Origin of the sequence: Acidovorax sp. NO-1 (assembly GCF_000238595.1) — a bacterium.
Lineage (GTDB): Bacteria > Pseudomonadota > Gammaproteobacteria > Burkholderiales > Burkholderiaceae_C > Acidovorax.
This window is the reverse complement of sequence record NZ_AGTS01000086.1, coordinates 1-20747: the sequence shown is the minus strand read 5'-3', so window position 1 is coordinate 20747 and position 20747 is coordinate 1. Positions and strand designations below refer to the sequence as shown.

22 protein-coding genes are annotated in these 20747 nt (G+C 66.7%); 17 read left to right on the top strand and 5 right to left on the bottom strand.

All coding sequences use genetic code 11. The features are described 5' to 3' along the window. The first annotated feature begins 1 nt into the window (after nucleotide 1). From KYG_RS25415 to KYG_RS13825, 8 genes are all read left to right on the top strand, one after another. Nucleotides 2–1492 carry a methyl-accepting chemotaxis protein gene (locus KYG_RS25415; protein WP_050813862.1) on the top strand — a complete coding sequence of 497 codons (1491 nt, stop codon included), beginning with the start codon at nucleotides 2–4 and terminating at the stop codon, nucleotides 1490–1492. A gap of 167 nt (nucleotides 1493–1659) precedes the next feature. Continuing rightward, on the top strand, nucleotides 1660–2247 hold the full coding sequence (locus KYG_RS13850; RefSeq protein ID WP_034694676.1) for a lipocalin family protein: 588 nt from the start codon (nucleotides 1660–1662) through the stop codon (nucleotides 2245–2247). Further along, nucleotides 2244–3260: an NAD(P)/FAD-dependent oxidoreductase gene (locus tag KYG_RS13845; RefSeq protein ID WP_008905537.1), complete on the top strand. Its 1017-nt coding sequence runs from the start codon at nucleotides 2244–2246 to the stop codon at nucleotides 3258–3260. Before KYG_RS13850 ends, KYG_RS13845 begins: the two co-directional genes overlap by 4 nt. A gap of 18 nt (nucleotides 3261–3278) precedes the next feature. Next, a complete protein-coding gene (locus KYG_RS25510; RefSeq protein ID WP_008905536.1) occupies nucleotides 3279–3452 on the top strand; it encodes a DUF2256 domain-containing protein in 174 nt (57 codons plus the stop codon). Then, nucleotides 3449–4765 carry a DASH family cryptochrome gene (locus tag KYG_RS13840; RefSeq protein WP_008905535.1) on the top strand — a complete coding sequence of 439 codons (1317 nt, stop codon included), beginning with the start codon at nucleotides 3449–3451 and terminating at the stop codon, nucleotides 4763–4765. The genes KYG_RS25510 and KYG_RS13840 overlap by 4 nt, the downstream gene beginning before the upstream one ends. Beyond that, on the top strand, nucleotides 4762–6312 hold the full coding sequence (locus tag KYG_RS13835; protein ID WP_008905534.1) for a cryptochrome/photolyase family protein: 1551 nt from the start codon (nucleotides 4762–4764) through the stop codon (nucleotides 6310–6312). Before KYG_RS13840 ends, KYG_RS13835 begins: the two co-directional genes overlap by 4 nt. A 47-nt stretch (nucleotides 6313–6359) precedes the next feature. Next, the gene (locus KYG_RS13830; RefSeq protein ID WP_008905533.1) at nucleotides 6360–7097 is read left to right on the top strand and encodes an SDR family NAD(P)-dependent oxidoreductase; all 738 of its coding nucleotides are present in this window, start codon (nucleotides 6360–6362) and stop codon (nucleotides 7095–7097) included. Between the two features lie 134 nt (nucleotides 7098–7231). After that, nucleotides 7232–8260, top strand: a complete 1029-nt coding sequence (locus KYG_RS13825) for a phosphotransferase enzyme family protein (protein WP_008905532.1) — start codon at nucleotides 7232–7234, stop codon at nucleotides 8258–8260. A 33-nt stretch (nucleotides 8261–8293) separates the two neighbouring features. Here the strand turns inward: KYG_RS13825 and map are convergent, their stop codons facing one another. After that, nucleotides 8294–9094 carry a type I methionyl aminopeptidase gene (map, locus tag KYG_RS13820; protein WP_008905531.1) on the bottom strand — a complete coding sequence of 267 codons (801 nt, stop codon included), beginning with the start codon at nucleotides 9092–9094 and terminating at the stop codon, nucleotides 8294–8296. Beyond that, complete coding sequence (locus KYG_RS13815; protein ID WP_008905530.1) at nucleotides 9094–9366, bottom strand: ParD-like family protein; 273 nt, start codon at nucleotides 9364–9366, stop codon at nucleotides 9094–9096. The genes map and KYG_RS13815 overlap by 1 nt, the downstream gene beginning before the upstream one ends. 380 nt (nucleotides 9367–9746) lie before the next feature. Between KYG_RS13815 and KYG_RS13810 the strand changes: the two genes are divergently transcribed. The 4 genes from KYG_RS13810 to KYG_RS13795 are packed head-to-tail and all read left to right on the top strand — an operon-like array spanning nucleotide 9747 to nucleotide 13865. After that, entirely contained in the window at nucleotides 9747–10160 is a 414-nt protein-coding gene (locus tag KYG_RS13810; protein WP_008905529.1) for a PepSY domain-containing protein, read from the top strand. Between the two features lie 25 nt (nucleotides 10161–10185). Beyond that, a complete protein-coding gene (locus tag KYG_RS13805; protein ID WP_008905528.1) occupies nucleotides 10186–10662 on the top strand; it encodes a DUF2271 domain-containing protein in 477 nt (158 codons plus the stop codon). 10 nt (nucleotides 10663–10672) lie between these two features. Next, entirely contained in the window at nucleotides 10673–12880 is a 2208-nt protein-coding gene (locus KYG_RS13800) for a PepSY domain-containing protein (protein ID WP_008905527.1), read from the top strand. Next, nucleotides 12861–13865, top strand: a complete 1005-nt coding sequence (locus KYG_RS13795; RefSeq protein ID WP_008905526.1) for an FAD:protein FMN transferase — start codon at nucleotides 12861–12863, stop codon at nucleotides 13863–13865. Before KYG_RS13800 ends, KYG_RS13795 begins: the two co-directional genes overlap by 20 nt. A gap of 38 nt (nucleotides 13866–13903) precedes the next feature. On the opposite strand, the gene KYG_RS13790 is transcribed toward KYG_RS13795, so the two are convergent. Together KYG_RS13790 and KYG_RS13785 are read right to left on the bottom strand one after the other, a co-directional pair. Then, the gene (locus KYG_RS13790) at nucleotides 13904–14209 is read right to left on the bottom strand and encodes a hypothetical protein (protein WP_008905525.1); all 306 of its coding nucleotides are present in this window, start codon (nucleotides 14207–14209) and stop codon (nucleotides 13904–13906) included. 22 nt (nucleotides 14210–14231) lie between these two features. Further along, entirely contained in the window at nucleotides 14232–15113 is an 882-nt protein-coding gene (locus tag KYG_RS13785; RefSeq protein ID WP_008905524.1) for a LysR family transcriptional regulator, read from the bottom strand. Nucleotides 15114–15232: 119 nt separating this feature from the next. Here KYG_RS13785 and KYG_RS13780 point away from each other — a divergent pair, with 119 nt between their 5' ends. The 5 genes from KYG_RS13780 (at nucleotide 15233) to KYG_RS13760 (ending at nucleotide 19286) form a co-directional block, all read left to right on the top strand. After that, the gene (locus KYG_RS13780) at nucleotides 15233–15910 is read left to right on the top strand and encodes a class I SAM-dependent methyltransferase (RefSeq protein ID WP_008905523.1); all 678 of its coding nucleotides are present in this window, start codon (nucleotides 15233–15235) and stop codon (nucleotides 15908–15910) included. 114 nt (nucleotides 15911–16024) lie between these two features. Then, the gene (locus KYG_RS13775; protein ID WP_008905522.1) at nucleotides 16025–16597 is read left to right on the top strand and encodes a hypothetical protein; all 573 of its coding nucleotides are present in this window, start codon (nucleotides 16025–16027) and stop codon (nucleotides 16595–16597) included. A gap of 41 nt (nucleotides 16598–16638) precedes the next feature. Further along, nucleotides 16639–17052, top strand: coding sequence for a hypothetical protein (locus tag KYG_RS13770; RefSeq protein ID WP_237707264.1), 414 nt, complete (start codon nucleotides 16639–16641; stop codon nucleotides 17050–17052). 174 nt (nucleotides 17053–17226) lie between these two features. Then, nucleotides 17227–18102 (top strand): alpha/beta fold hydrolase, encoded by an 876-nt coding sequence (locus tag KYG_RS13765; RefSeq protein WP_008905520.1) that lies wholly within the window; start codon nucleotides 17227–17229, stop codon nucleotides 18100–18102. A gap of 299 nt (nucleotides 18103–18401) precedes the next feature. Next, complete coding sequence (locus KYG_RS13760; protein WP_008905519.1) at nucleotides 18402–19286, top strand: alpha/beta hydrolase; 885 nt, start codon at nucleotides 18402–18404, stop codon at nucleotides 19284–19286. 373 nt (nucleotides 19287–19659) lie between these two features. Here KYG_RS13760 and KYG_RS13755 read toward each other — a convergent pair whose 3' ends face one another. Continuing rightward, nucleotides 19660–20724 carry an alkene reductase gene (locus KYG_RS13755; protein ID WP_034694670.1) on the bottom strand — a complete coding sequence of 355 codons (1065 nt, stop codon included), beginning with the start codon at nucleotides 20722–20724 and terminating at the stop codon, nucleotides 19660–19662. Nucleotides 20725–20747: the final 23 nt, after the last annotated feature.

Genomic DNA, 20747 nt, shown 5'->3' with positions numbered 1-20747 from the left:
CATGACATTCACAGCCTGGTCGCAGCGCATAGGTGCGGCCGCGGTGGTGCTTCTTGCGGCGGTGGCCGTGGCCATGGCCGGCACCGTGCTGGCCGCGCCATCGCCTTCGCTACGGGTGGGGCTGGGTGGCACCGGCCTGCTGGTGGCGCTGCTGGCTGCTGTCGTGGCGCTGCGCTGCGCGTGGCAGAGGGCGCGCGATCTGCAGTGGGCAGAGGCCCAGGCCCAGCGGCTGGCGCGGGGCGACCTGGGTGAGCCCTTGCTGGCCCACGGCGCGCCCGGGCTGGGGCTGCTGCCTGCCACGCTGGCCGAAGTGGGCGAGCACATGTTCCGCGTGGCCGTGGACGTGCGCGTGGGCACCACGGCCATCGCCACCACGGCGGGCTTTGTGGCAGGAGACAACACCGCGCTGTCGCAGCGCACCGAATCGCAGGCCAGCGCGCTGCAGCAGACGGCCGCGTCGATGGAGCAGCTCACCACCACCGTGCGGCAGAACGCCGACCATGCGCGGCAGGCGCACGCGCTGGTGGCTTCCGCATCGGCGGCAGCGGGGCAGGGTGGTCAGGTGGTGGGCGAGGTGGTGCAGACCATGGGCAGCATCCGCGAGAGTTCGCGCCGCATCGTGGACATCACGGGTGTCATCGACTCCATCGCGTTCCAGACCAACATCCTGGCGCTGAACGCGGCCGTGGAAGCCGCACGCGCTGGCGAGCAGGGGCGTGGCTTTGCCGTGGTGGCGGGTGAGGTGCGTGCGCTGGCGCAGCGCTCGGCCACCGCCGCGCGCGAGATCAAGCAGCTCATCGACGAATCCGTGTCCCGCGTCGAGGCAGGGCACCGCCTGGCCGAACAGGCGGGTTCGTCCATGTCCGGCATGGTGAACAGTGTGCAGAGCGTGGCCCGCATCATGGGCGACATCGTGCAGGCCAGCGAAGAGCAAAGCGCAGGGCTCGAGGAGATCCATCGCGCCATCGCCCACATCGACGACACCACCCAGCGCAACGGCGCACTGGTGGAGGCCGCCGCCCACACCGCCGGCAGTCTGGAGGCCCAGGCGCAGCGCCTGGCGCGGGCTGTGGGCGACTGGCACCTGGGCGCCCGCGAGTTCGGCAATGCCGAGCAGGCCCGCGCGCTGGCCGAAGCGGGCGCGCAGTACGTGCGCACGCACGGCGTGGAGCGCGGCAAGCAGGCCATCAGCGACCCGCAGGGCCCGTTTGTGGACCGCGATCTTTACCTCGGCATGTGCGACGCGAGCGGCACCATCGTGGCCAACGGCGGCAACCCCCGCGTCATCGGCGTGGACGGCAACGCGGTGAAGGACGTGCAGGGCCGCTACTTCGTGAAAAAGATCATGCGGCTGGGCCAGAACCCTGGCACCGGATGGGTGGACTACCAGTGGCAGCACCCGCTGACCCGCGAGACCATGACCAAATCGGCCTATGTGCAGGCAGTGGGTGTGGAGGGCCTGGTGATCTCCTGCGGGTTCTATAAAAAGTAGTCAAAATGGTCTCCAGCGCTTATGGAGAAAGCGCTGGAAGCTATCAATTTTGTAGTTTCTGTTCCATCAGCGCAGGCGCCTGCCCGCTTCGCCCGCGCCGGGCTTGGTGGGCGCCCCCGGTTTCATTGAGTTACCATTCAGTATTATTTGCGACTGATTGGTAATTAATGACCCACCCCCTCACTCCACCATCCTGGTCCAGCAGGTTGGTGCGCCTTGTAGCGGCCCCTGTGTTCGTCGTGGTGGCACTGGCGCTGGCGGGTTGCGCCTCCACCACCCCGCCGGCCGGCATTGCGGCCGTCTCACCGTTTGATCTGACGCGCTACGAGGGCCGCTGGTACGAGGTGGCCCGGCTCGACCATGCGTTCGAGCGCGGCATGACCGACGTGAGCGCCACCTACCAGCGCCAGGCGGACGGCAGCGTGCGCGTGCTGAACCGGGGTTTTGACCCCGGCAGGAACGACTGGCGCCAGGCCGAGGGCAAAGCCAGGTTCGCCGGTGATGCGAACACCGCGTCGCTCAAGGTGTCGTTCTTTGGCCCGTTTTACGGCGGCTACCACGTGGCCGCGCTGGATGCGGACTACCAGTGGGCGCTGGTGGTGGGGCCAGACCGGAGCTATTTCTGGATTCTGTCGCGCACCCGGCAGTTGCCGCCCGCCCTGCGCGGGCAGCTCATCGCCCGTGCCGATGCGCTGGGCATTGACACCCGGGCGGTGATCTGGGTGACCCACCACCGCACCGACCCGCAGCCATGAGCAGCGACGCCGACGCTTTGCCGATTGCCGTCATCGGCGCAGGCCTGGCAGGCCTGTCGTGCGCGCAGGCCCTGCTGCGGGCGGGCCACACGGTGCACGTTTTCGACAAGGCCCGTGGCCCCTCGGGCCGCATGAGCACGCGCCGCGCGGAAGACGGCCATGGCGCCTGGCAGTGCGACCACGGTGCGCAGTATTTCACCGCCCGCGACCCTGGCTTTCGCGCGGAGGTGGACCGCTGGCAGCAGGCCGGTGTGGCGGCGTTGTGGAATGCCCGGCTGGCCAGCTTTGACGGCAGCGCGTGGACCACGCCGCATACACCGCTGGAGCGGTTTGTGGGCACACCGCGCATGACATCGCCCGCCGCCTGGCTGGTGCAGCACCTGGGCGACCGGGCGCGGGCGCAGTGGCAAACCACCGTGCAGCGGCTGGGCTTTGCCGATGGCGGCTGGGCCATCACCTCGGCAGAGCAGGGCCTGCACAGCCAGCGCTACGGCACTGTGCTGCTGGCCGTGCCCGCGCCGCAGGTTGTGCCCTTGCTGGCCCCCGTGGCCCCCGCAGGCGCCGCCATGGCCGCCAGTGCCCGCATGCGCGGCAGCTGGGCCGTGATGCTGCGCTACGCAAGCCCCGTGGCCCTGCCGTGGGAAGGTGCGTTCATCAACACCGGCCCGCTGCGCTGGGTGGCGCGCGACAGCAGCAAGCCGAGTCGCACGGGCGCAGAAACCTGGTTGCTCCACGCCAGCGCCGAGTGGAGCGAAGCGCACATCGAAGACAGCGCCGAGTCGGTAACGGCAACACTGCTCGCGGCTTTTGCAGACCTTGGCGGCCCTGCGCCCCTGGCCGCCACCGCCCACCGCTGGCGCTATGCCGACACCGAAGTCCCGCTGACACAGGGCAGCTGGTGGGACGCCACGCTGCGTCTGGGCCTGTGCGGCGATTGGTTGAACGGCGGCAAGGTCGAAGGCGCCTGGCTCAGCGGGCAGGCGCTTGCGCAGCAGGTTGTGCAGCCTGCGTAGCAACACCACGGGCCCGCCATGCGCATGCGCAAAAAATCAGACCTCCCGCAGAAAACCTGCCTGCACTGCGGGCTGCCCTTCACCTGGCGAAAGAAGTGGGAGAAGGTGTGGGACGAAGTGAAGTACTGCTCAGACCGCTGCCGCAGCGAACGCAAACGTGCGGGCAAGGCAGCAGAGGAAGGCGCTGCATGAGCACGGTGCTGTTCTGGTTTCGCAACGACCTGCGCCTGCACGACCAGCCCGCGCTGCACGCGGCACTCGCCAGCGGTGCCACGCACTTGCTGCCCGTGGTGTGCCTGCCTGCGGCTGACGAACCCACGCCCTGGGGCTTTGCCCGCGTGGGCGTGCACCGCCGCGCCGTTGCTGCCGCCGCGCTGCGCGGGCTGAGCGCAAGCCTGTCCGCACTGGGCAACCCGCTCCTCATCTGCCAGGCGCCGCCCGTCACCGCCTTGCCGCAACTGGCCCAGGCGGTGGGGGCCACTACTGTGGTGTGCGAAGACATTGCCGTCCCCTACGAACAGGCCGAGGTCGCAGCCCTGCGCGCGGCGGGCCTCCAGGTGCGTACCGTATGGCACAGCAGCCTGCTGCACCCAGCCGACATGCCCTGGCCTGCCTCTGACCTGCCCGGTGTGTTCACCAGCTTCCGCCAGAAGGTCGAGCGCGCAGGCATCACCCCCGCCGCACCATTGCCCGCCCCCACGCGGCTGCTGCCACCACCCGATGTGCCCGCGCCCGTGCTGCAGGCCGTGGGTGCAAAAGAGGGCGCTGTCCGCATCCAGCAGCCCGCACCGTCACAAGGCAGCGATGTGCGCTCGTCCTTCCCCTACGGCACCCCTGCCTGTGATGGCAGCGAGGCCGCCGCGCTGGCCCACCTGGCGCAATACCTGGCCCGCAAGCTGCCCCACAGCTACAAGGCCACGCGCAACGGGCTCACGGGGCTGGACTACTCCAGCAAGTTCTCGCCCTGGCTGGCCACGGGGGCACTCTCGCCACGCCAGATCTATGCCGACTTGAAAACCTTCGAGTGCGACCACGGTGCCAACGATGGCACCTACTGGCTGTGGTTTGAGCTGCTGTGGCGCGACTACTTTCGGCTGCTGCACCTGCAATACGGCGCGGCGCTGTACCGGGCGCGGGGGCTGTCAGGGCTGCCACACGCCCCGCACAACCCGCGCGGTTTTGAGCGCTGGTGCCGGGGTGATACGGGCCAGCCACTGGTTGACGCCGCCATGCGCGAACTGGCCGCCACCGGCTACTTGAGCAACCGCCTGCGCCAGGTGGCCGCCAGTTACCTTGTCTATGACCTGCACAGCGACTGGCGCGCAGGCGCCGCGTGGTTTGAATCGCAACTGGTGGACTACGACGTGTACAGCAACCAGGCCAACTGGCTCTACATTGCCGGGCGCGGCACCGACCCGCGTGGGGGACGCCGCTTCAACCCCATCAAGCAGACGCAAGACCACGATGCCGACGGCAGCTACCGCCGCCTATGGGGCACGGCATGAGCACGCAGCAACCCCGCACCCACACCCTGCGCCTGCTGCTGGGCGACCAGCTCAACCCCGAGCATTCATGGTTCGCCGCGCAGGACGAGGGCGTGGTCTATGTGCTGATGGAAGTGCGGCAAGAGACCGACTACGTGCTGCACCACGCGCAAAAGATCCTTGCCATCTTCGCCGCCATCCGTGACCTGGCCCGCCACCTGCGCGAGGCCGGGCACCGCGTGCGCTACGTGGCGATTGACGATACGAGCAACCGCCAGTCGATGCCCGACAACCTGGCCGCCCTCATGGCCCACTATGGCGCGCATACGCTGCAATACCAGCACCCCGACGAATGGCGGCTCGACGCGCAACTGCGCACCTGGGGTGCAGAGCAAAGCTTTGCCGTGCAGGCCGTCAGCAGCGAGCACTTCTACACCACCCGCACCGAAATGGCCGAGGTGTTCCAAGGCCGCAAGCAGTGGCTCATGGAGCACTTCTACCGCCGCATGCGCCAGCGCCACAGCGTGCTGATCGATGGAGCGGGCGACCCTGAAGGCGGGCAGTGGAACTACGACCATGACAACCGCAAGCCCTGGCCCGGCACACCCGGATTGCCGCCCGACGCCCGCCCCACGCACGACCACAGCGCACTGTGGGCCACCATTGAGGCTGCAGGTGTGCAGAGCTTTGGCAACCCGCAGGCCCATGCACTGCGCTGGCCGCTGAACCGGGCTGAGGCACTGGAGTGGTTGGATCATTTCGTTACCACCACACTGCCGCACTTTGGCGCGTATGAAGACGCGATGAGCACGATGAGCGCGCGGCTCTTTCACTCCCTGCTGTCCTTCGCGCTCAACACCAAAATGCTGCGCCCGCAAGAGGTGGTGCAACGCGCCCAAGCCGCCTACCACGCAGGCGCTGCGCCCCTGCCTGCGGTGGAGGGCTTTGTCCGCCAGATCCTTGGCTGGCGCGAATATGTGCGCGGCATCTACTGGGCCCACATGCCCGGCTACGACGAGCGCAACGCCCTGGGCCACCACACGCCGCTGCCGGATTGGTTCTGGACGGGCAACACCCGCATGCGTTGCATGCAGCACGCCGTGGGCCAGTCGCTGGATCAGGCCTATGCCCACCACATCCAGCGCCTCATGGTCATCGGCAACTTCGCGCTGCTGGCGGGGCTTGATCCTGCCGCCGTGCACCGCTGGTATTTGGGCGTGTACATCGACGCCTTTGAATGGGTGGAAGTGCCCAACACCGTGGGCATGAGCCAGTTTGCCGACGGCGGCCTGCTCGCTACCAAACCCTACGTGAGCAGCGCCGCCTACATCGACCGCATGAGCGACTACTGCAGCGGCTGCCACTACGACAAGAAGCTCAAGGTGGGTGAGCGCGCCTGCCCGTACAACGCGCTGTACTGGGACTTTTTTGCGCGCAACGAGTGCACGCTGGGCAGCAACTTCCGCCTCGGCATGGTGTACCGCCAGCTGCAAAAGATGCAGGGCCCGCAGCTCGATGCGCTGCGTGAACATGCGGCCAGCCTGCGCACGCGGCTGGATGCGTTGTAGCCCGCCCACTCACTTGACACACGACACACCCACCGCAGTACCGCGCTATGTCTAACCCACAGCCACCCGCCTCGCCGTTCACGTCCCTGCAATCCCTGCCCGAGGGCTACCGCGCCCTCGTCATCGGCGCCACCGGTGCCATCGGCAGCGCCTTCCTCGCCCATCTGCAGGCCGACCCCCGCTGCGCCCTGGCCGTGGGCCTGGGCCGCCACACCAGCCCGGCGGTGGACCTGGATGACGAAGCCACCATTGCCGCCGCCGCCCACCAGCTCAAGGCCCAGGGCCCGTGGCACTGCATCATCCACGCCGCTGGCCTGCTGCACGGCCCCCACGGCATGCCCGAAAAGCGCCTGGGCCAATTGAACTACACGCAGATGGAAGCCACCTTCCGCACCAACACCTTTGGCCCCGCTCTCGTGCTGGCCCACTTTGCACCGCTGCTGCCCAAGCAGGGGCGCGGCCTGCTTGCTGTGCTCTCGGCCAAGGTGGGCAGCATTGGTGACAACCGCCTGGGCGGCTGGTACAGCTACCGCGCCAGCAAGGCCGCGCTCAACATGCTGGTCAAAACGGCGTCCATAGAAGTGGCGCGTACCCATCCGCAGGCCGCGCTGGTGGCGCTGCACCCGGGCACCGTCAACTCGGCGTTGTCGGCCCCTTTCAATGGCGCAGAAATAGGCCGCCCGGCGGCGGATGCAGCGGGCGACATGCTGCGGGTGCTGGATGGACTGGTGCCCGAGGAGACGGGCAGCTTCTACGCCTACAGTGGCGCGCCACTCCCCTGGTAAGCGTGGCGCGCGGTGCTATGGTTTTGATACTGCTTGCGTACCAGCAGTAAGCGCTGACGGGCCTTTTGCTCAAAGGCACGCCATGGGCCACTGCCTGTGCGCCACCGCCGTATTGCTAGCATGCAGAATGCCGCATGCATCCCACCCCATCGCCCGACACAACACTGGTTGCCTCCCACACCACGGCAGCAGCCGCGTCTGTGGCGCATTGGGTAGAGCGCCACTACGGCCTGCCAGTGCAGCAGTGCTACCTGATCCGCCGCAACCTCAATGACAACTACGCTGTCCGAACAGCGGATGGCAGCCGCTATGTGGCAAGGCTCTGCGCCATCCGACCGCGCGGTCCGTTCAATGTGGATTTTGAGGTGGCACTGCTGGCACATCTGGAAGCGCAGGGCGTGGGTGTGGCCTCTCCGGTGCCGGCTGCGAACGGCATGACCAGCGTGACCCTGCCGTTCCCGGAGGGCCCTCGTGCGCTGGTCCTCTTCCGTCACTGCGACGGCGCCGTGCCCGATACGCTCGAAGACCTGCACCTGACCGGTGCCACGCTGGCGCAGATTCACAGCGCCGCGCAGAGCTACGCAGGCCCCGCAAGCCGCTATGTGCTGGACGGCCACCATCTTGCCGGACGCACGCTGGACTACCTTGCCGCCCATCCCGATCTGGACTCCGCCGTGCTCGATGCCTACCGGCAACTGATTGAGCGGCTTCTGCGCGAGTTGGCGGATGTTGAGGGCACCTTGACCCACGTGATGTGCCACGGCGACACGCATGGCTTCAACAACCATGTGACCACCGATGCCGAGGGTGTGCGGCGCGCAGCCTTCTTTGACTTTGACGACGCCGGGCCTGGGTTCCTGACCTATGACCTGTGCGTTTTTCTGTGGTCAAACCTGCCGCGCAAGGACCCCATGGAGCCCGACGAAGCTTTGCTCAAGCGCTGGCAGCAGTACCTGGCCGGCTACCGCGCAGGGGGCGGCCTTGTCACCGATGCCGACCTCGCCGCTTTGCCCCTGTTCTTGCAGTTGCGGCACCTGTGGAACATGGGGGAAGGCGTGGCGCGCATTCACCACTGGGGCGCCAACATGATGTCTGCCGACTGGATCAAGAAGCAGCCCGATGTGATGGCAGCCTGGGCCCGCCTGGAGCTGCCACGCGGCTGATGGGCTGATGTCCTTGCACAGCCACCATCGCTGCTAAATAGCTGGGTAGCTGCCCGTGCCCCCCGGCCACGCCGACAGCACCTCATAGCCGCTGTCCGTCACCGCCACCATGTGCTCCCACTGGGCGGAGAGCGAGCGATCTTTGGTCACCACCGTCCAGCCATCGGCCAGCTCCTTGGTCTCGCGCTGGCCTGCGTTCAGCATGGGCTCGATGGTGAACACCATGCCTGCCTCCAGCCGCAGCCCCTGGCCGCGCCGCCCGTAGTGCAGCACCTGGGGCTCATCGTGGTACACGGTGCCAATGCCGTGGCCGCAGTATTCGCGCACCACGCTGAAGTTTTCGCGTTGCGCCACGGTGGCAATCGCGTGGCCCACATCGCCCAGCGTGGCGCCTGGCCTTACCGCGCGGATGCCCGCGCACAGCGCCTCGTACGTGGTGCGCACCAGCCGCTGGGCCAGCACGCTGGGCGTGCCCACGCAGAACATGCGGCTCGTGTCGCCGTACCAGCCGTCTTTTTCTACTGCCACATCAATGTTCACGATGTCGCCCTTCTTCAGCACCTGCTGGGGCGAGGGGATGCCGTGGCACACGACATGGTTCACCGAGGTCAGCACCGTTTTGGGGTAGCCCAAGTAGCCCACATTGGCAGGCCGTGCGCCCTGCACGTTCACGATGTGGTCGTGGCACAGACGGTCCAGCGCGTCGGTGGTCACGCCCGGCACCACATGCGGCTCGATCATGGCCAGCACCTCGGCCGCCAGCTGCGCCGCGCGCCGCGCCATCACCAGTTCTTCGGCCGAACGGATCGGCACCCCACGGTCAGCGCGCGCCATCAGTGCGGCTGCTTTCTGGTGCGCGCGGTGGGGGCTGCGGCGCCAGGTTTATCCAGCTCACCCCGCGCCGCCAGCGCCACATCCAGCCCACCTGCCAGCTCGGCCCGCACCAGCATCTGGCAAATCTCGCGGTGGTCCAGATCGGGGTACATCTCGGCCAGCATGCCGACACGCATCCAGTGCTCGGCCTGGGCGTTGATGGAGCGGCTCAGCGCTGTGCTGGCCAGACGCAGGTTTTCGTGCATCTGGTCGGAAATTTTGACTATGCCCATGGGCTACCTATATATGAAACGTATTCGAAGTATATATGTTCGACTGTTGGGCACGTCGCCGTGGGGTGGTGGCACGGGGCTCGTTGATCTTGCTTGTGGGTCATCGCTGTACTTTTGCCCCGGCGATGAACAGAGGATGAATGGGCCATTCAGCAGGCGTTCAAGGGGATGCTTCCACAATGCCCTCCAACACGCATGCAGACACCTCATGGATAGCGACGTTGCCGCTGGAAGGAGGCCGATGGGGGCCCACTTTGCACGAGCAACCACACGCTGCGATACGGGTTGGACGGGCCAATCCTGAGCAACCCTGCGCAGCCTCATCCACGAACCGTGTGGGATGTGTTAAGTCATGTATTACCGACTTCAAGGAGCCTTTCATGAAACACCACCCCTCTTTGCGGCGCGGCCTGCTGGTTCTTTCACTGGGCCTGGCTGCATCGCCCACATGGTCCGGTGACGATTGCGACGCGCCGTTGCACCGCTGGCAGAACCGTGAAGCGGTGCTGCAGATGGCAGCCGCGCAGGGCTGGCAGATCCAGCGCCTGAAGATTGACGACGGTTGCTATGAAATTCGTGGCACGGACGTCCAAGGCCGCGCTTTCAAAGCCAAGATCGACCCGGAAACACTGAAGGTGTTGAAGATGAAGCAAGACAACCACCAGCGTGCCCGGGAACGTGGTCGTGGTGACGACGGTGCTGCGCGGCAGCCCCGCCCACCGCAACCGGACGGCGCCGCCGTGCCATCGCCTTTGTTGACGCCTGGCACCTCGCCACGCGGCCAGATCGAGTAACCACCTTTCTCACAGGAGCATCACCATGTCCAAACCTCTTTTGACCCTTTTGGCCACCGCCTGCGCGCTGGCCCTTCCGGCCCTGGCGCACAGCCGCCCACTCACGCTGACCGCCCAGCTCAAAAACTACGGTGGCGACGGCGCCTACCTGGCGGCCTACCTGACCGATGCCAAAGGTGCCTATGTGCGCACGCTGTGGGTCGCCGGCGGCAAGGCCAAGTACCACAAGCACTTGTCTGACTGGAGCCGCCTCTCGGCCGGCGACGCCAAGCGCCTGGATGGCGTCACCGGTGCCAGCGTGGGCGCGGGGCGCACACTCAAGGTCACCGCCGATCTGGCGGATGCACTGATGGATGCGGGTTATGAAATCCGTATCGACGCCGCTGTGGAAGACATGCGGGACAGCCCGTCGGAGGTCCGCATCCCGCTGTCCAAAGAGAACGTCGGCAAGCCGCAGGCTGGCAAGCAGTACATCCAGTCGGCGACTTTCCAACTTCAGTAAAGGGGCTTGCATGAGCTGGAAAGTCATCCACCGCTGGCTGGGCCTGACCGTTGGCACCCTGGCTGTGGTGCTGGGCATCACCGGCTCTGTCTTGGCGATCGACCCAGTGCAGCAGGCGTGGCAGGCCCCCGTCGCGCCAGGCGACTTGCCCGTGGCCATGCTGGTGGAGCGCGTGACGCGCAGCGTCCCGGGTGTGGAGGAAATTCGCCGTCTGCCTTCGGGTGCCATCGCGGTGTTCAGCTTTGCTGGCGACCAGCCGCAGGCGTCGTACGTGGATCCGGCCGATGGCAAGGTGCTGGGTGCGTGGCAACCCTCGGCGCTTCCGCGCTGGGTGAAGAACCTGCATCGCTCAATGTTGCTGGGCGACGCCGGGCGCTGGGGTGCTGCGGGCATTGCGCTGGCCATGGCCTTGTTGTGCGTCTCTGCCCTGGTGCTGTTGTTGCGGCGCATGGGTGGCTGGCAGCGGCTGGCGGCACGGGTGCGAGGCTCGCTGGCGCAGCGGATCCATGTGGTCACGGGCCGTGTGGTGCTCGCGGTCCTGTGCCTCACATCACTCACGGCGCTGACCATGAGCGCCTCGACCCTGGGGCTGGTGGCGTTGGACGCAAGGGCCGAGCCGGAAGTGCTCTCCGTGGTCACCGGCAGGCCTGACTTGCCAGGCGCACAGCTGGCCGCGCTGCAAAGCCTTGCTGTGCAGGATTTGCGCAAACTGAATTTCCCCGGCTCCAACGACCCGGAGGACACCTGGAAGGTCGCCACCGCCCAGGGTCAAGGTTGGATCGACCGGTACTCTGGCCAGATGCTGGCCTGGCAGGACGCCACCCTGGCTCAGCGCGTCTATGACTGGGCCGTGGTGCTGCACACGGGCGAAGCGGCCTGGCCCTGGGCCGTGGTGCTGGGGCTCTCGGGCGCCAGCGTGCTGCTGTTCTGGCTGTCGGGCGTTGTCATATGGTGGCAAACACGCCGCCTGGCGCCGCATATCACGGGCAACGCCCCGCTGGCACAGGCCGACGTGCTCATCTTCGTGGCCAGCGAAGGCGGCAGCACCTGGGGGTTTGCCCAAACGCTGCAAGACGCGCTGAGCCAGCGCGGCCACCGCGTTCACACCAGTGCGCTGGAGAACTTCCGAACCACGGCCACCACGCGCCAGGTGTTTGTGCTTGCAGCCACCTATGGCGAAGGCCAGGCCCCGGCACACGCCAGTCACGCGCTGGAGCACCTCGCCAAGCTCGGCGCCAGCGCTGTGCCAGTGACGGTGCTGGGCTTTGGCGACCGGCAGTTTCCGGCCTTCTGCGCCTTTGCCGAGGCGCTGGATCAGACGCTGCGCGCACGGGGCTGGCCCGCGTTGCTGCCGCTCGAGTGCATCCACCAGCAATCGGGCCAGCAATTCGCGCGCTGGGGCGATGCCCTGGCGCAGGCGCTGAACGAACCCCTGGTTCTGGAGCATGTACCGCGCGTGCCACCCACCGCGACGCTCACGCTCATGGCGCGCCAGGATTATTCCGGTGTCACCGGGCAGGCCACGGCGATCCTGCGCTTTGCGTGGCCTGCACAGGGGCCGGGCGCACGCCTGCGTGGGCACGGTCTGGCGCGGTTTGCAGCCGGCGATCTCCTGGGCATCGTGCCGCCGGGTTCGGCCGTGCCGCGCTACTACTCGCTGGCGTCGGGCTGGGAAGACGGGTTCGTGGAAATCTGCGTGCGTCAGATGCCGGGCGGCCTGTGCTCGACGCACTTGCTGGGTCTGCAGATGGGCGACAGCATCACGGCTTTTATCCGGTCCAACCCCGGCTTCGCACTGCCGCGCACGCGGCGGCCTGTGTTGCTGATTGGGGCGGGCACAGGCGTGGCGCCGCTGGCCGGCTTCATCCGCCGCAACGACAGACATCGCCCGATGCACCTGTACTTTGGTGGGCGCGACCCGGCGCGGGACTTCTACTTCGGCGCTGACATTCAGCGCTGGCTCGGTGAAGGGCGCCTGGCCACGCTGCAGACGGTGTTCTCCCGCGTTCCAGGCGGCGGTGGCTATGTGCAGGACGCCCTGCGCCGCGACGCCGAGCACCTGCGCGAGTGGGTGGCGCAGGGCGCCATCGTTCGCGTCTGCGGCAGCCGCGCCATGGCACAGGGAGTGGCCGAGGCGCTGGACGCGGTGCTGGAACCACTGCAGTTGAGCGTCGCGACGTTGAAAGCCAAGGAGCGCTATGCCGAAGATATCTTCTGACACCACTGCGGCCCACAAGCGCACCACCTTGCACGGCCCCGCCATGGGCACACGCTGGTCGGCCACGGTCGACGCCGACCACACCATGGACCTGGCGGCCTTGCGCCAGGGCCTTGCCGCTGCGGTGGAGCAGGTGGACGAGCAGATGTCGCCCTGGAAACCGTACAGCGACCTCATGCGCCTGAACCGCGCGCCCGTGGACGCCTGGGTCGACCTGCCCGCTGAAATACTGGAGGTACTCGACTGTGCGCTTGATGTCCAACGCCTGAGCGCGGGTGCTTTCGATCCGTGCGTGGGGGCGCTGGTCGATGCCTGGGGGTTCGGCGCGGTGCGCGACGCACCCGATGCGGATGCAATCCGGGCCGCACGCCAACCCACACCGCGAACTGGGCATGGGGGCCTGGAGCTGGACAGGCCCGCAGGCCGCGCCCGAAAGCGTTTGCCCTTACAACTCGACTTGTGCGGCATTGCCAAGGGCTACGCGGTGGACCGCATGGCCAATGTGCTGCAGCAGCACGGTGCGCGGCACGCGCTGGCCGCGCTGGATGGTGAGCTGCGCGCCGTGGGCAGCCAGGCGAGCGGCTCGCCCTGGTCTGTGGCGCTCGAACGGCCCGAGGCAGGGCGCCGCGCGGTGCATGGGGTCATCGAGCTGGAGGATCTGGCTGTGGCCACCTCGGGCGACTACAGGCGCTATCTGGAAGTGGGTGGTGCGCGCCTTGCGCACACCATGGACCCGCGCCGGTGCGCACCCGTGAACAACGCCGTGGCATCGGTCACCGTGCTGGCGCGCACCTGCATGCACGCGGACGCCTGGGCCACAGCATTGCTGGTGGCAGGCCCCGACGAAGGTCTGGCCATGGCACAGCGCATGGGGATGGATGTGCTGTTCCTGTTGCGCCGTGCTGAGGGTTTGGTCAATGTAGGGCTGGGTCGTTTTGGCAGATCCGGTGGCGCTATACCGCAGGAGCATCCCGTCTCCGGATAGCTTCTCAGGTCCCGCCTTGGGCGCCCAACAGGACTTACTCAGCGGGGCTCCGTGCCGTGGGGTCGGCGGCGGTGCCTGCGTTGCCTGATGCCGCCTTGCCCGGTGGCACGCCCAGGTAGGTGGTGCGCGCCGTGCTTCGTGCCCCCTTCTGTCATCGAGGGTGACAGCGAAGCAGGCGGGGTGCCCACAAAGTCCTGGGCGTTCAGGTAGAACAGGTCCTGCTCGGGGTCGTGGCGCAGCTCGGCCGAATTGCCCACCACGCGGCCGTGCGCTGCGCCGGAGGGGCATCGCTGGAGCAGGCGGGCCGGTTCATCGCCGCTCAGCAGCGCACTGTGCAGATTCAAGCGGTACGCACATAGCCTGTGCTCAGCCCTCGCTCGCCAACCCTTCCGCCATCGCCTCAAACACCACCCTGATCCGCCGCGAGGTGCGCAGCTCTCGGTGCGATACCAGCCAGACCGGAAAGCGCACCGCAGGCACGTCATCCAGCACGCGGACGATGCCAGGGGTGTCGCGGGCGATCTCGTCCATCATGGCGCCGATGCCCATGCCCTGGCGCACCAGCGCCCAGTGGGCCACTGTGTGCTCGCAGTAGCAGCTGAAGTTCTGCTCGCTCACGGGCAGCCCGTGCTGGCGCAGGTACTGCAGGTATTGGCCGTTGCGGTCGGTGCCCACAAACGGCAGTCCGGCTGCATCCTCTGCGCTGCGCGGGTGGCCGTGGGCTTGCACCCAGGCTTCCGATGCGTAAAAACTGGCCTGGGCCTCACGCACCAGGCGGGCGATCAGGTCAGGCTGCTCGGGCTTGACGTGGCGGACGGCGATGTCGGCCTCGCGCCGCAGCAGGTCGCTCAGCGCGTTGGAGGAGATCACCTCTACCGCAATCCCCGGCTCCTGCGCGCGCAGGCGCTGCACGATGGGTGGCAACAGGCAGGCGGCCACGGCGTCGGTGGCCGACACCGACACCACGCCCCCCACCGCCTGCGAGCGGCCGCTGGCAGCCAGGCCCAGGGCCTCAGCGGCGGCGCCCATGGCGCGGGCGTGTTCCAGCAGGTCGAGCCCGGTGGGCGTGAGCACCATGGCCTTGCCCACGCGCTCGAACAGCGTCACCCCCATCTGCTGCTCGATGGCGGCGACCTGCCGGCTCAACGTGGGCTGAGTCAGGCCCAGCTTGCGCGCTGCAGCCGACAGGGTGCCGGTCTGCGCGGTTTGCAGGAAGGCTTTTAGCTGGTTCCAGTCGAGGTTATCCATGCGTTTGTGTATATGTTTTGTGCAATTTACCGCAATATCCTGCGCTTCAATGCATGGATAGCATCCGGGTGCAGGTCATCGCTGTTTTGCAGTCCGTACTCCACATTGTCTGAACCCCCATGTCATCTCCCGCCATCGCCCCGGTCTCTGACACACTTGCTGCGGCCTCCAAGGCGCGGTTCTGGGACCGCATCGCGCGCAAGTACGCAGCCGACCCCATTGCCGACATGGCGGGATATGAGGCCACGTTGCAGCGCGTGCAGGGGCTGCTCGCTCCCCAGCAGGATGTGCTGGAGATCGGCTGCGGCACGGGCAGTACGGCGCTGCGCCTGGCGCCTTTCACGCGCAGCATGCTGGCCACCGATGTGTCGGCCGGGATGATCGCCATCGCCCGCGAACGGCTCGCAAACCAGCCGTCGCCCCAGCTGCGCTTTGCCGTGGCCGATGCCGAAGCCCCGGTGTTCGGGTGCGGCGTATTCGATGCGGTGCTGGCCTTCAACCTGTTGCACCTCGCCACCGATCTGGACGCTGCGTTGCAGCAGGCGGTGGCGGCCCTGCGGCCCGGGGGGCTGCTGATCTCCAAAACCCCTTGCCTGGCCGAGATGAACCCGCTGATTCCCTACCTGGCCGTGCCTTTGATGCGCGCTATCGGCAAAGCCCCAGCGGTGCTGTGCTTTGACGAGCACCGGCTGACGTCGGCCATGGCGCAGCAGGGCCTGCACATTGTCTGCACCGAGCGGCACGGCAGGCGGGGCAAGGACATTCGCGCCTTTGTCGTAGCCCGCAAGCCGGGCTGATTTCCCCACCCCCCCCACCGCGCGTATGCGGCCCTTTCATGGGCCGCGGGGCATCGCTCGGCCTGTCGCATCTGCGTATGCGTTTTTTTCTACCGTCAACCCAAGGAAACTGCCATGTCTTTCCCCTCCCGCCTCTCCCAGTTCGTCCGTTTCTCCAGTCCGCTGCGCCCGGGCATGGCGCTCATCGCCATCACCACGCTGGCCTTGGGCGCCTGTGGTGGTGGAGGCGGTGATTCCGACCCCCCGGATGACGGCGGCGGCAAAGAGCCGCCTTCGGCGTCCATCAACGTGCTGGAAGGCGACTGGGTGCAGAAAGGGTGTGTCAAGGCGGGCGCGCAGTCGTTCAAGAAGATCCTGCGTGCGCGCATCACGGCCCCAAACACGCTCGACTATTACGAAGGGGTGCTGACGTTTGGCGGAAACGAATGTGCAGGCCCGTCGCAAGTGGCCGGGCCGACCAAGCTCGGAGTGGTGACCTTTGCCCGCTCGGAGGCCAACCAGGCGCTGGCGGCGCACTGGGGCGAGCTGCGCACCGTCACTGGCACCCGCTTTGGCGCCATCTGGACGCTGCGCCCCACCAACCTGCTGTGCCTGCTGGGCGACGGGATTCCCACCAGCCAGCCATCGCTTTCATCGGTGGCGCCCAGTCTGGCCACCATCCCGGCAGACAACTGCTTCACCCGATGAAAAACGCCCCACCCTTCGGAGCAAACCACGCCATGCCTTTCATGAAAACTTCAATGCCCGCCCGGCTCGCCGCCATCATCACCACGGTGCTGATCGTCACCGGATGTGCGTCCACCCTCGACCAGGAGGGCCTGGAGCAGCGCACCGCGCAGGCCATCGGCCGGACCACCGGCCAGTTCACCATCACCGACCGCCAGGAGGAAACCGGCGGCCGCATCAACTACACCGCCACCACCCGCGACGGCGCAAGCTACCGGTGCTATCTGTACGGCGCCACCGGCTTTCAGAAAGCCATGAGCTTTGGGCAAACACCCCATTCCGACGCCATCTGCACCGCCATGGTGGGCAGGCCGGGCAACGGTGGCGCCCAGGCCCCGGCAGCAGCCGCCCAACCGCAGGGGCGAGGTGCAGCCAAGGAATGCAATGCTCTGCTGCGCACGGCAGGCCGCTGCTAAGAGCGTCTAACAAAACTCTTCTGGCGTCGTTGCTGTGTCTTGTCGTACTGCTCGTACTGCCTGCGACACAGCGCCTAGCCAGAACCGCTTCACTGAGTTTTGTTCGCCACTCTAAATGGCACCGCGCTGCTCTGGCCTGCGGGCCATGAACCTGTATGCAAAGGACTTGAGACCATGAACCGATGGCACTGGGCCAGCCTGCTGCTGGCAGTCTGCGTGAGCGGTTGCGCAAGCTTGCCCGGCGCCACCACCGACACGGTGGACGGGCGCACGGTCGAATACGTGCAGGCGGGGCAGGACGCACCCGTGGTGGTGTTCGAGAACGGCCTGGGCGCCACACTCGACTGGTGGGCCAAGGTCTGGCCCGACACCGTGGCAGAAACCCGCGCTCCGGCCTACAACCGTGTGGGCTATGGCCGCAGCGATGCATCCCCCCAGCCGCGTGATGGGGCGCAGGTGGTGCACGAGCTGCGGGCCTTGCTCAGGGCCCGCCAGCTACCGCCGCCCTATGTGCTGGTCGGCCACTCGCTGGGCGGCCTGTACATGCAGTTGTACGCGCGCCAACACCCAGCAGAGGTCGCGGCGCTGGTGCTGGTGGATTCCACGCACCCTGACCAGGTCAAAGGCGCTGGCAACCCAGACCATTGGCCGGCTTGGTTGAAGGTGGTGTTCCAAGCCACGACCTCTGACACGGCCAAACAAGAGCTTGCCGCGATGGATGCGACGGGCGAGCAGGTTTCGCACCTGCCGGTGGACCCGTCGATCCCCGTATGGGTGCTGAGCGCATTGCGCGCCACGGGGGCGCCATCGGCATTGGCGGAAGATGCCGAGCGCAAGCGGGCAGCCATTGCACAGCTGTACCCAGGCTCCACCCAGGTGTGGGTGGACAGCGGGCACGGCATCCCCCTGGAGAAGCCCGAGGCGGTGGCCAGTGCGATTCGCGCCGCACTGCAGGCGGCCCGGGTACCACGCGCTGCAGCGCGACACTACGGGCACGTGCAACTCGCTCCTGCCCCGGAGCGCGCAGGGGGCAGCGCGGCCGCGCAGTGAGGTGCACGGTGGGGTGGCTGGATAACAGCTGCGTGTACGCGCGCCACGCAAACTGGTGGCCAAGCAGTTTGCTATCATAAAATAGCTAACAGCGCTGGCAGACGTGCGCAAAGCACTGATTTGACTCCAAGGCCTGCGCGTGTTGGCCCTAACAGAAGGCCGCGTGCCCCAAGGCGGTCCACCAGCTTTTACTGGCATCAGCCCGTGTCAGGTTGCGCGCGTCGCTGCAAGTGGTGGAGGCCACTCCCATGGCAATTTCATCGTGGCGTGCCAACCAGACCCCGTGCCAGAATGAACCGATGAGCACCGCCACCACGTCCTCCTTCCAGTCCACCGCCGACGGCACCCGCATCACCACCTACACCTGGGCCGAAACCCCGGGCCAACCGGTGGGCGTCGTCCAAATCTCCCACGGCCTTGCCGAGCATGGCGAGCGCTACGACCGCTTTGCGCGGGCCCTCAACGCCGCAGGCTTCATCGTCCACGCTGTGGACCATCGCGGCCACGGGCGCACGGCCGGTGGCAAGCTGGGTGACTTTGGCAGCGCTGGCTTCAGCGGCCTCATCGCTGATGTGGCCCAGTTCGGCGCGCAGCTGCGTGCGCAGCACGCCGGCCTGCCGCTCTTTCTGTTCGGCCACTCCATGGGCTCGTTCGCAGCGCAGGCGGCCATCCTGGACCATTCATCCACCTGGTCCGGCGTCATCCTGTCAGGCTCCACCGCCCTTGACCTGTTTGCCGCCGCCATGGCCAACGCCCCGGCCGACGCGCCCGCCGGGCTCGCCGCATTCAACGCGGGCTTTGAGCACCGCACCGGCTACGAATGGCTGTCGCGCGACGCTGCCGAGGTCGATGCCTACGTGGCCGACCCGTGGTGCGGGTGGGACGTGCCACCCGACGTGATCCCCTCACTCTTCGCCCCCGCCCCCCGGCTGGCCGACCCCGCACAACTCGCGTGCATCCGCAGCGACCTGCCCATCCTCATCGCATCCGGCGACGCAGACCCGCTGGCCACAGGCGGGGTGTTGTTGGAGCAACTGGGGCAGCGGTATCGCGATGCCGGTGTGGCCGATGTGGCGGTCAAGCTGTACCCGGCCGCGCGGCATGAGATCTTGAATGAGACGAATCGGGATGAGGTGACGGGGGATGTTGTGGCGTGGCTGCGGGCGCATACGGGTCTGGCGTAGTCGGTACCCGATCCCTGTGAAATAGGCAGGTTTTGGGCAAGTAACCAGGGGGTAGTGGCTGGCTGCTCCCGTCCCAAAGCAGAAGATCACGTTTGCATCTTGAGCCGCCGGTAAGTAGCGGCGGGCTGCCGTTCGCGGCCGAACCGTCACCTCAGGATGGGAGGATGGTGCGGCCTTGATACTGTTTGAACCGGAAACGATGTACGTCGTACGAGTTCGGCGGGCAGCGAAGCAAACCGAGGCAACTTATCCATTAAAGATCGTGATGGCGTACAACACTCGGTAGACGCCATTGATTCACAGCTTCGCAAGATCGAAGGGCAGAGCCTTGGGTATAAAGTGGCTCGTTTCTTCGATCTTTTGGGGCGGTGATTTATGCGACCTGCAGTGCCGGATAGTCTGTATAGCCCTTGGCGCCACCTGTGTAGAACGTGTTGGAGTCAGGCGCGTTCAGCGGTGCCTTGGCTCTGATGCGTGCGGGCAGGTCCGGATTAGCCAGGAAGGCGGTGCCAAAAGCCACAGCGTCAAGCTTACCTTCGGCAATGGCTGCCTCTGCCTCATCAGCGCTGTAACCCATATTGCCCACCAACACACCCTTGAACTTTTCACGCGCTACGGGCATGACATCGGCCTTCTGCACGCCGAAGAAATCGGCGCGCATCACGTGCAGGTAGGCCAGCTTGAAGGCATTGAGCCTATCGGCCAGGAAGCCGATGAGGGCCAGCGGGTCGCTGTCCTTCATGCTGTTGAAGCTGTTGAGGGGCGACAGACGCAGACCCACACGTTCGGAGCCGATCGCTTGGGTCACGGCAGTGAGTACCTCGAACAGCAAACGTGCACGGTTTTCCAGCGATCCGCCGTAGGCATCGGTGCGCTGGTTGGGCGTGTCGCGCAGAAACTGGTCAATCAGGTAGCCGTTGGCGCCGTGTACTTCGACACCATCAAAGCCGGCGGCAATGGCGTTGCGTGCGCCTTGAGCAAACGCAGCCACGATGCCGGGAATCTCTTGGGCGGTCAGGGGGTGAGGCACCGCGTGCGGCACCTTGCCGTGGGGCGTGTGGATCTCACCCTCAATGGCGCTGGCGCTGCTGGAGACGATGGGGGCGCCATCGGCAGCGCCAGGGTAGGCTGCGCGGCCAGCGTGCCAGATCTGCATGAAGATGCGTCCGCCCTTGGCATGCACCGCGTCGGTCACCTGCCTCCAGGCTGCAATCTGCGCGTCGTTGTAGATGCCAGGCTCATTGACGAAGGCTGATGTACCGGGCGCCACCATGGTGCATTCGGAAATCAGCAGGCCGCCGGTGGCACGCTGGCTGTAGTACTCGGCCATCAGCGCGTTGGGCATGTGGCCAGCGTCGGCACGGGCGCGTGTCAGTGGTGCCAGAAGGATGCGGTTGGGCAGGGTGAGAGAACCTACTTGAAGTGGATTGAATAGCATGTGGATGAAAACCCAGATTAGGG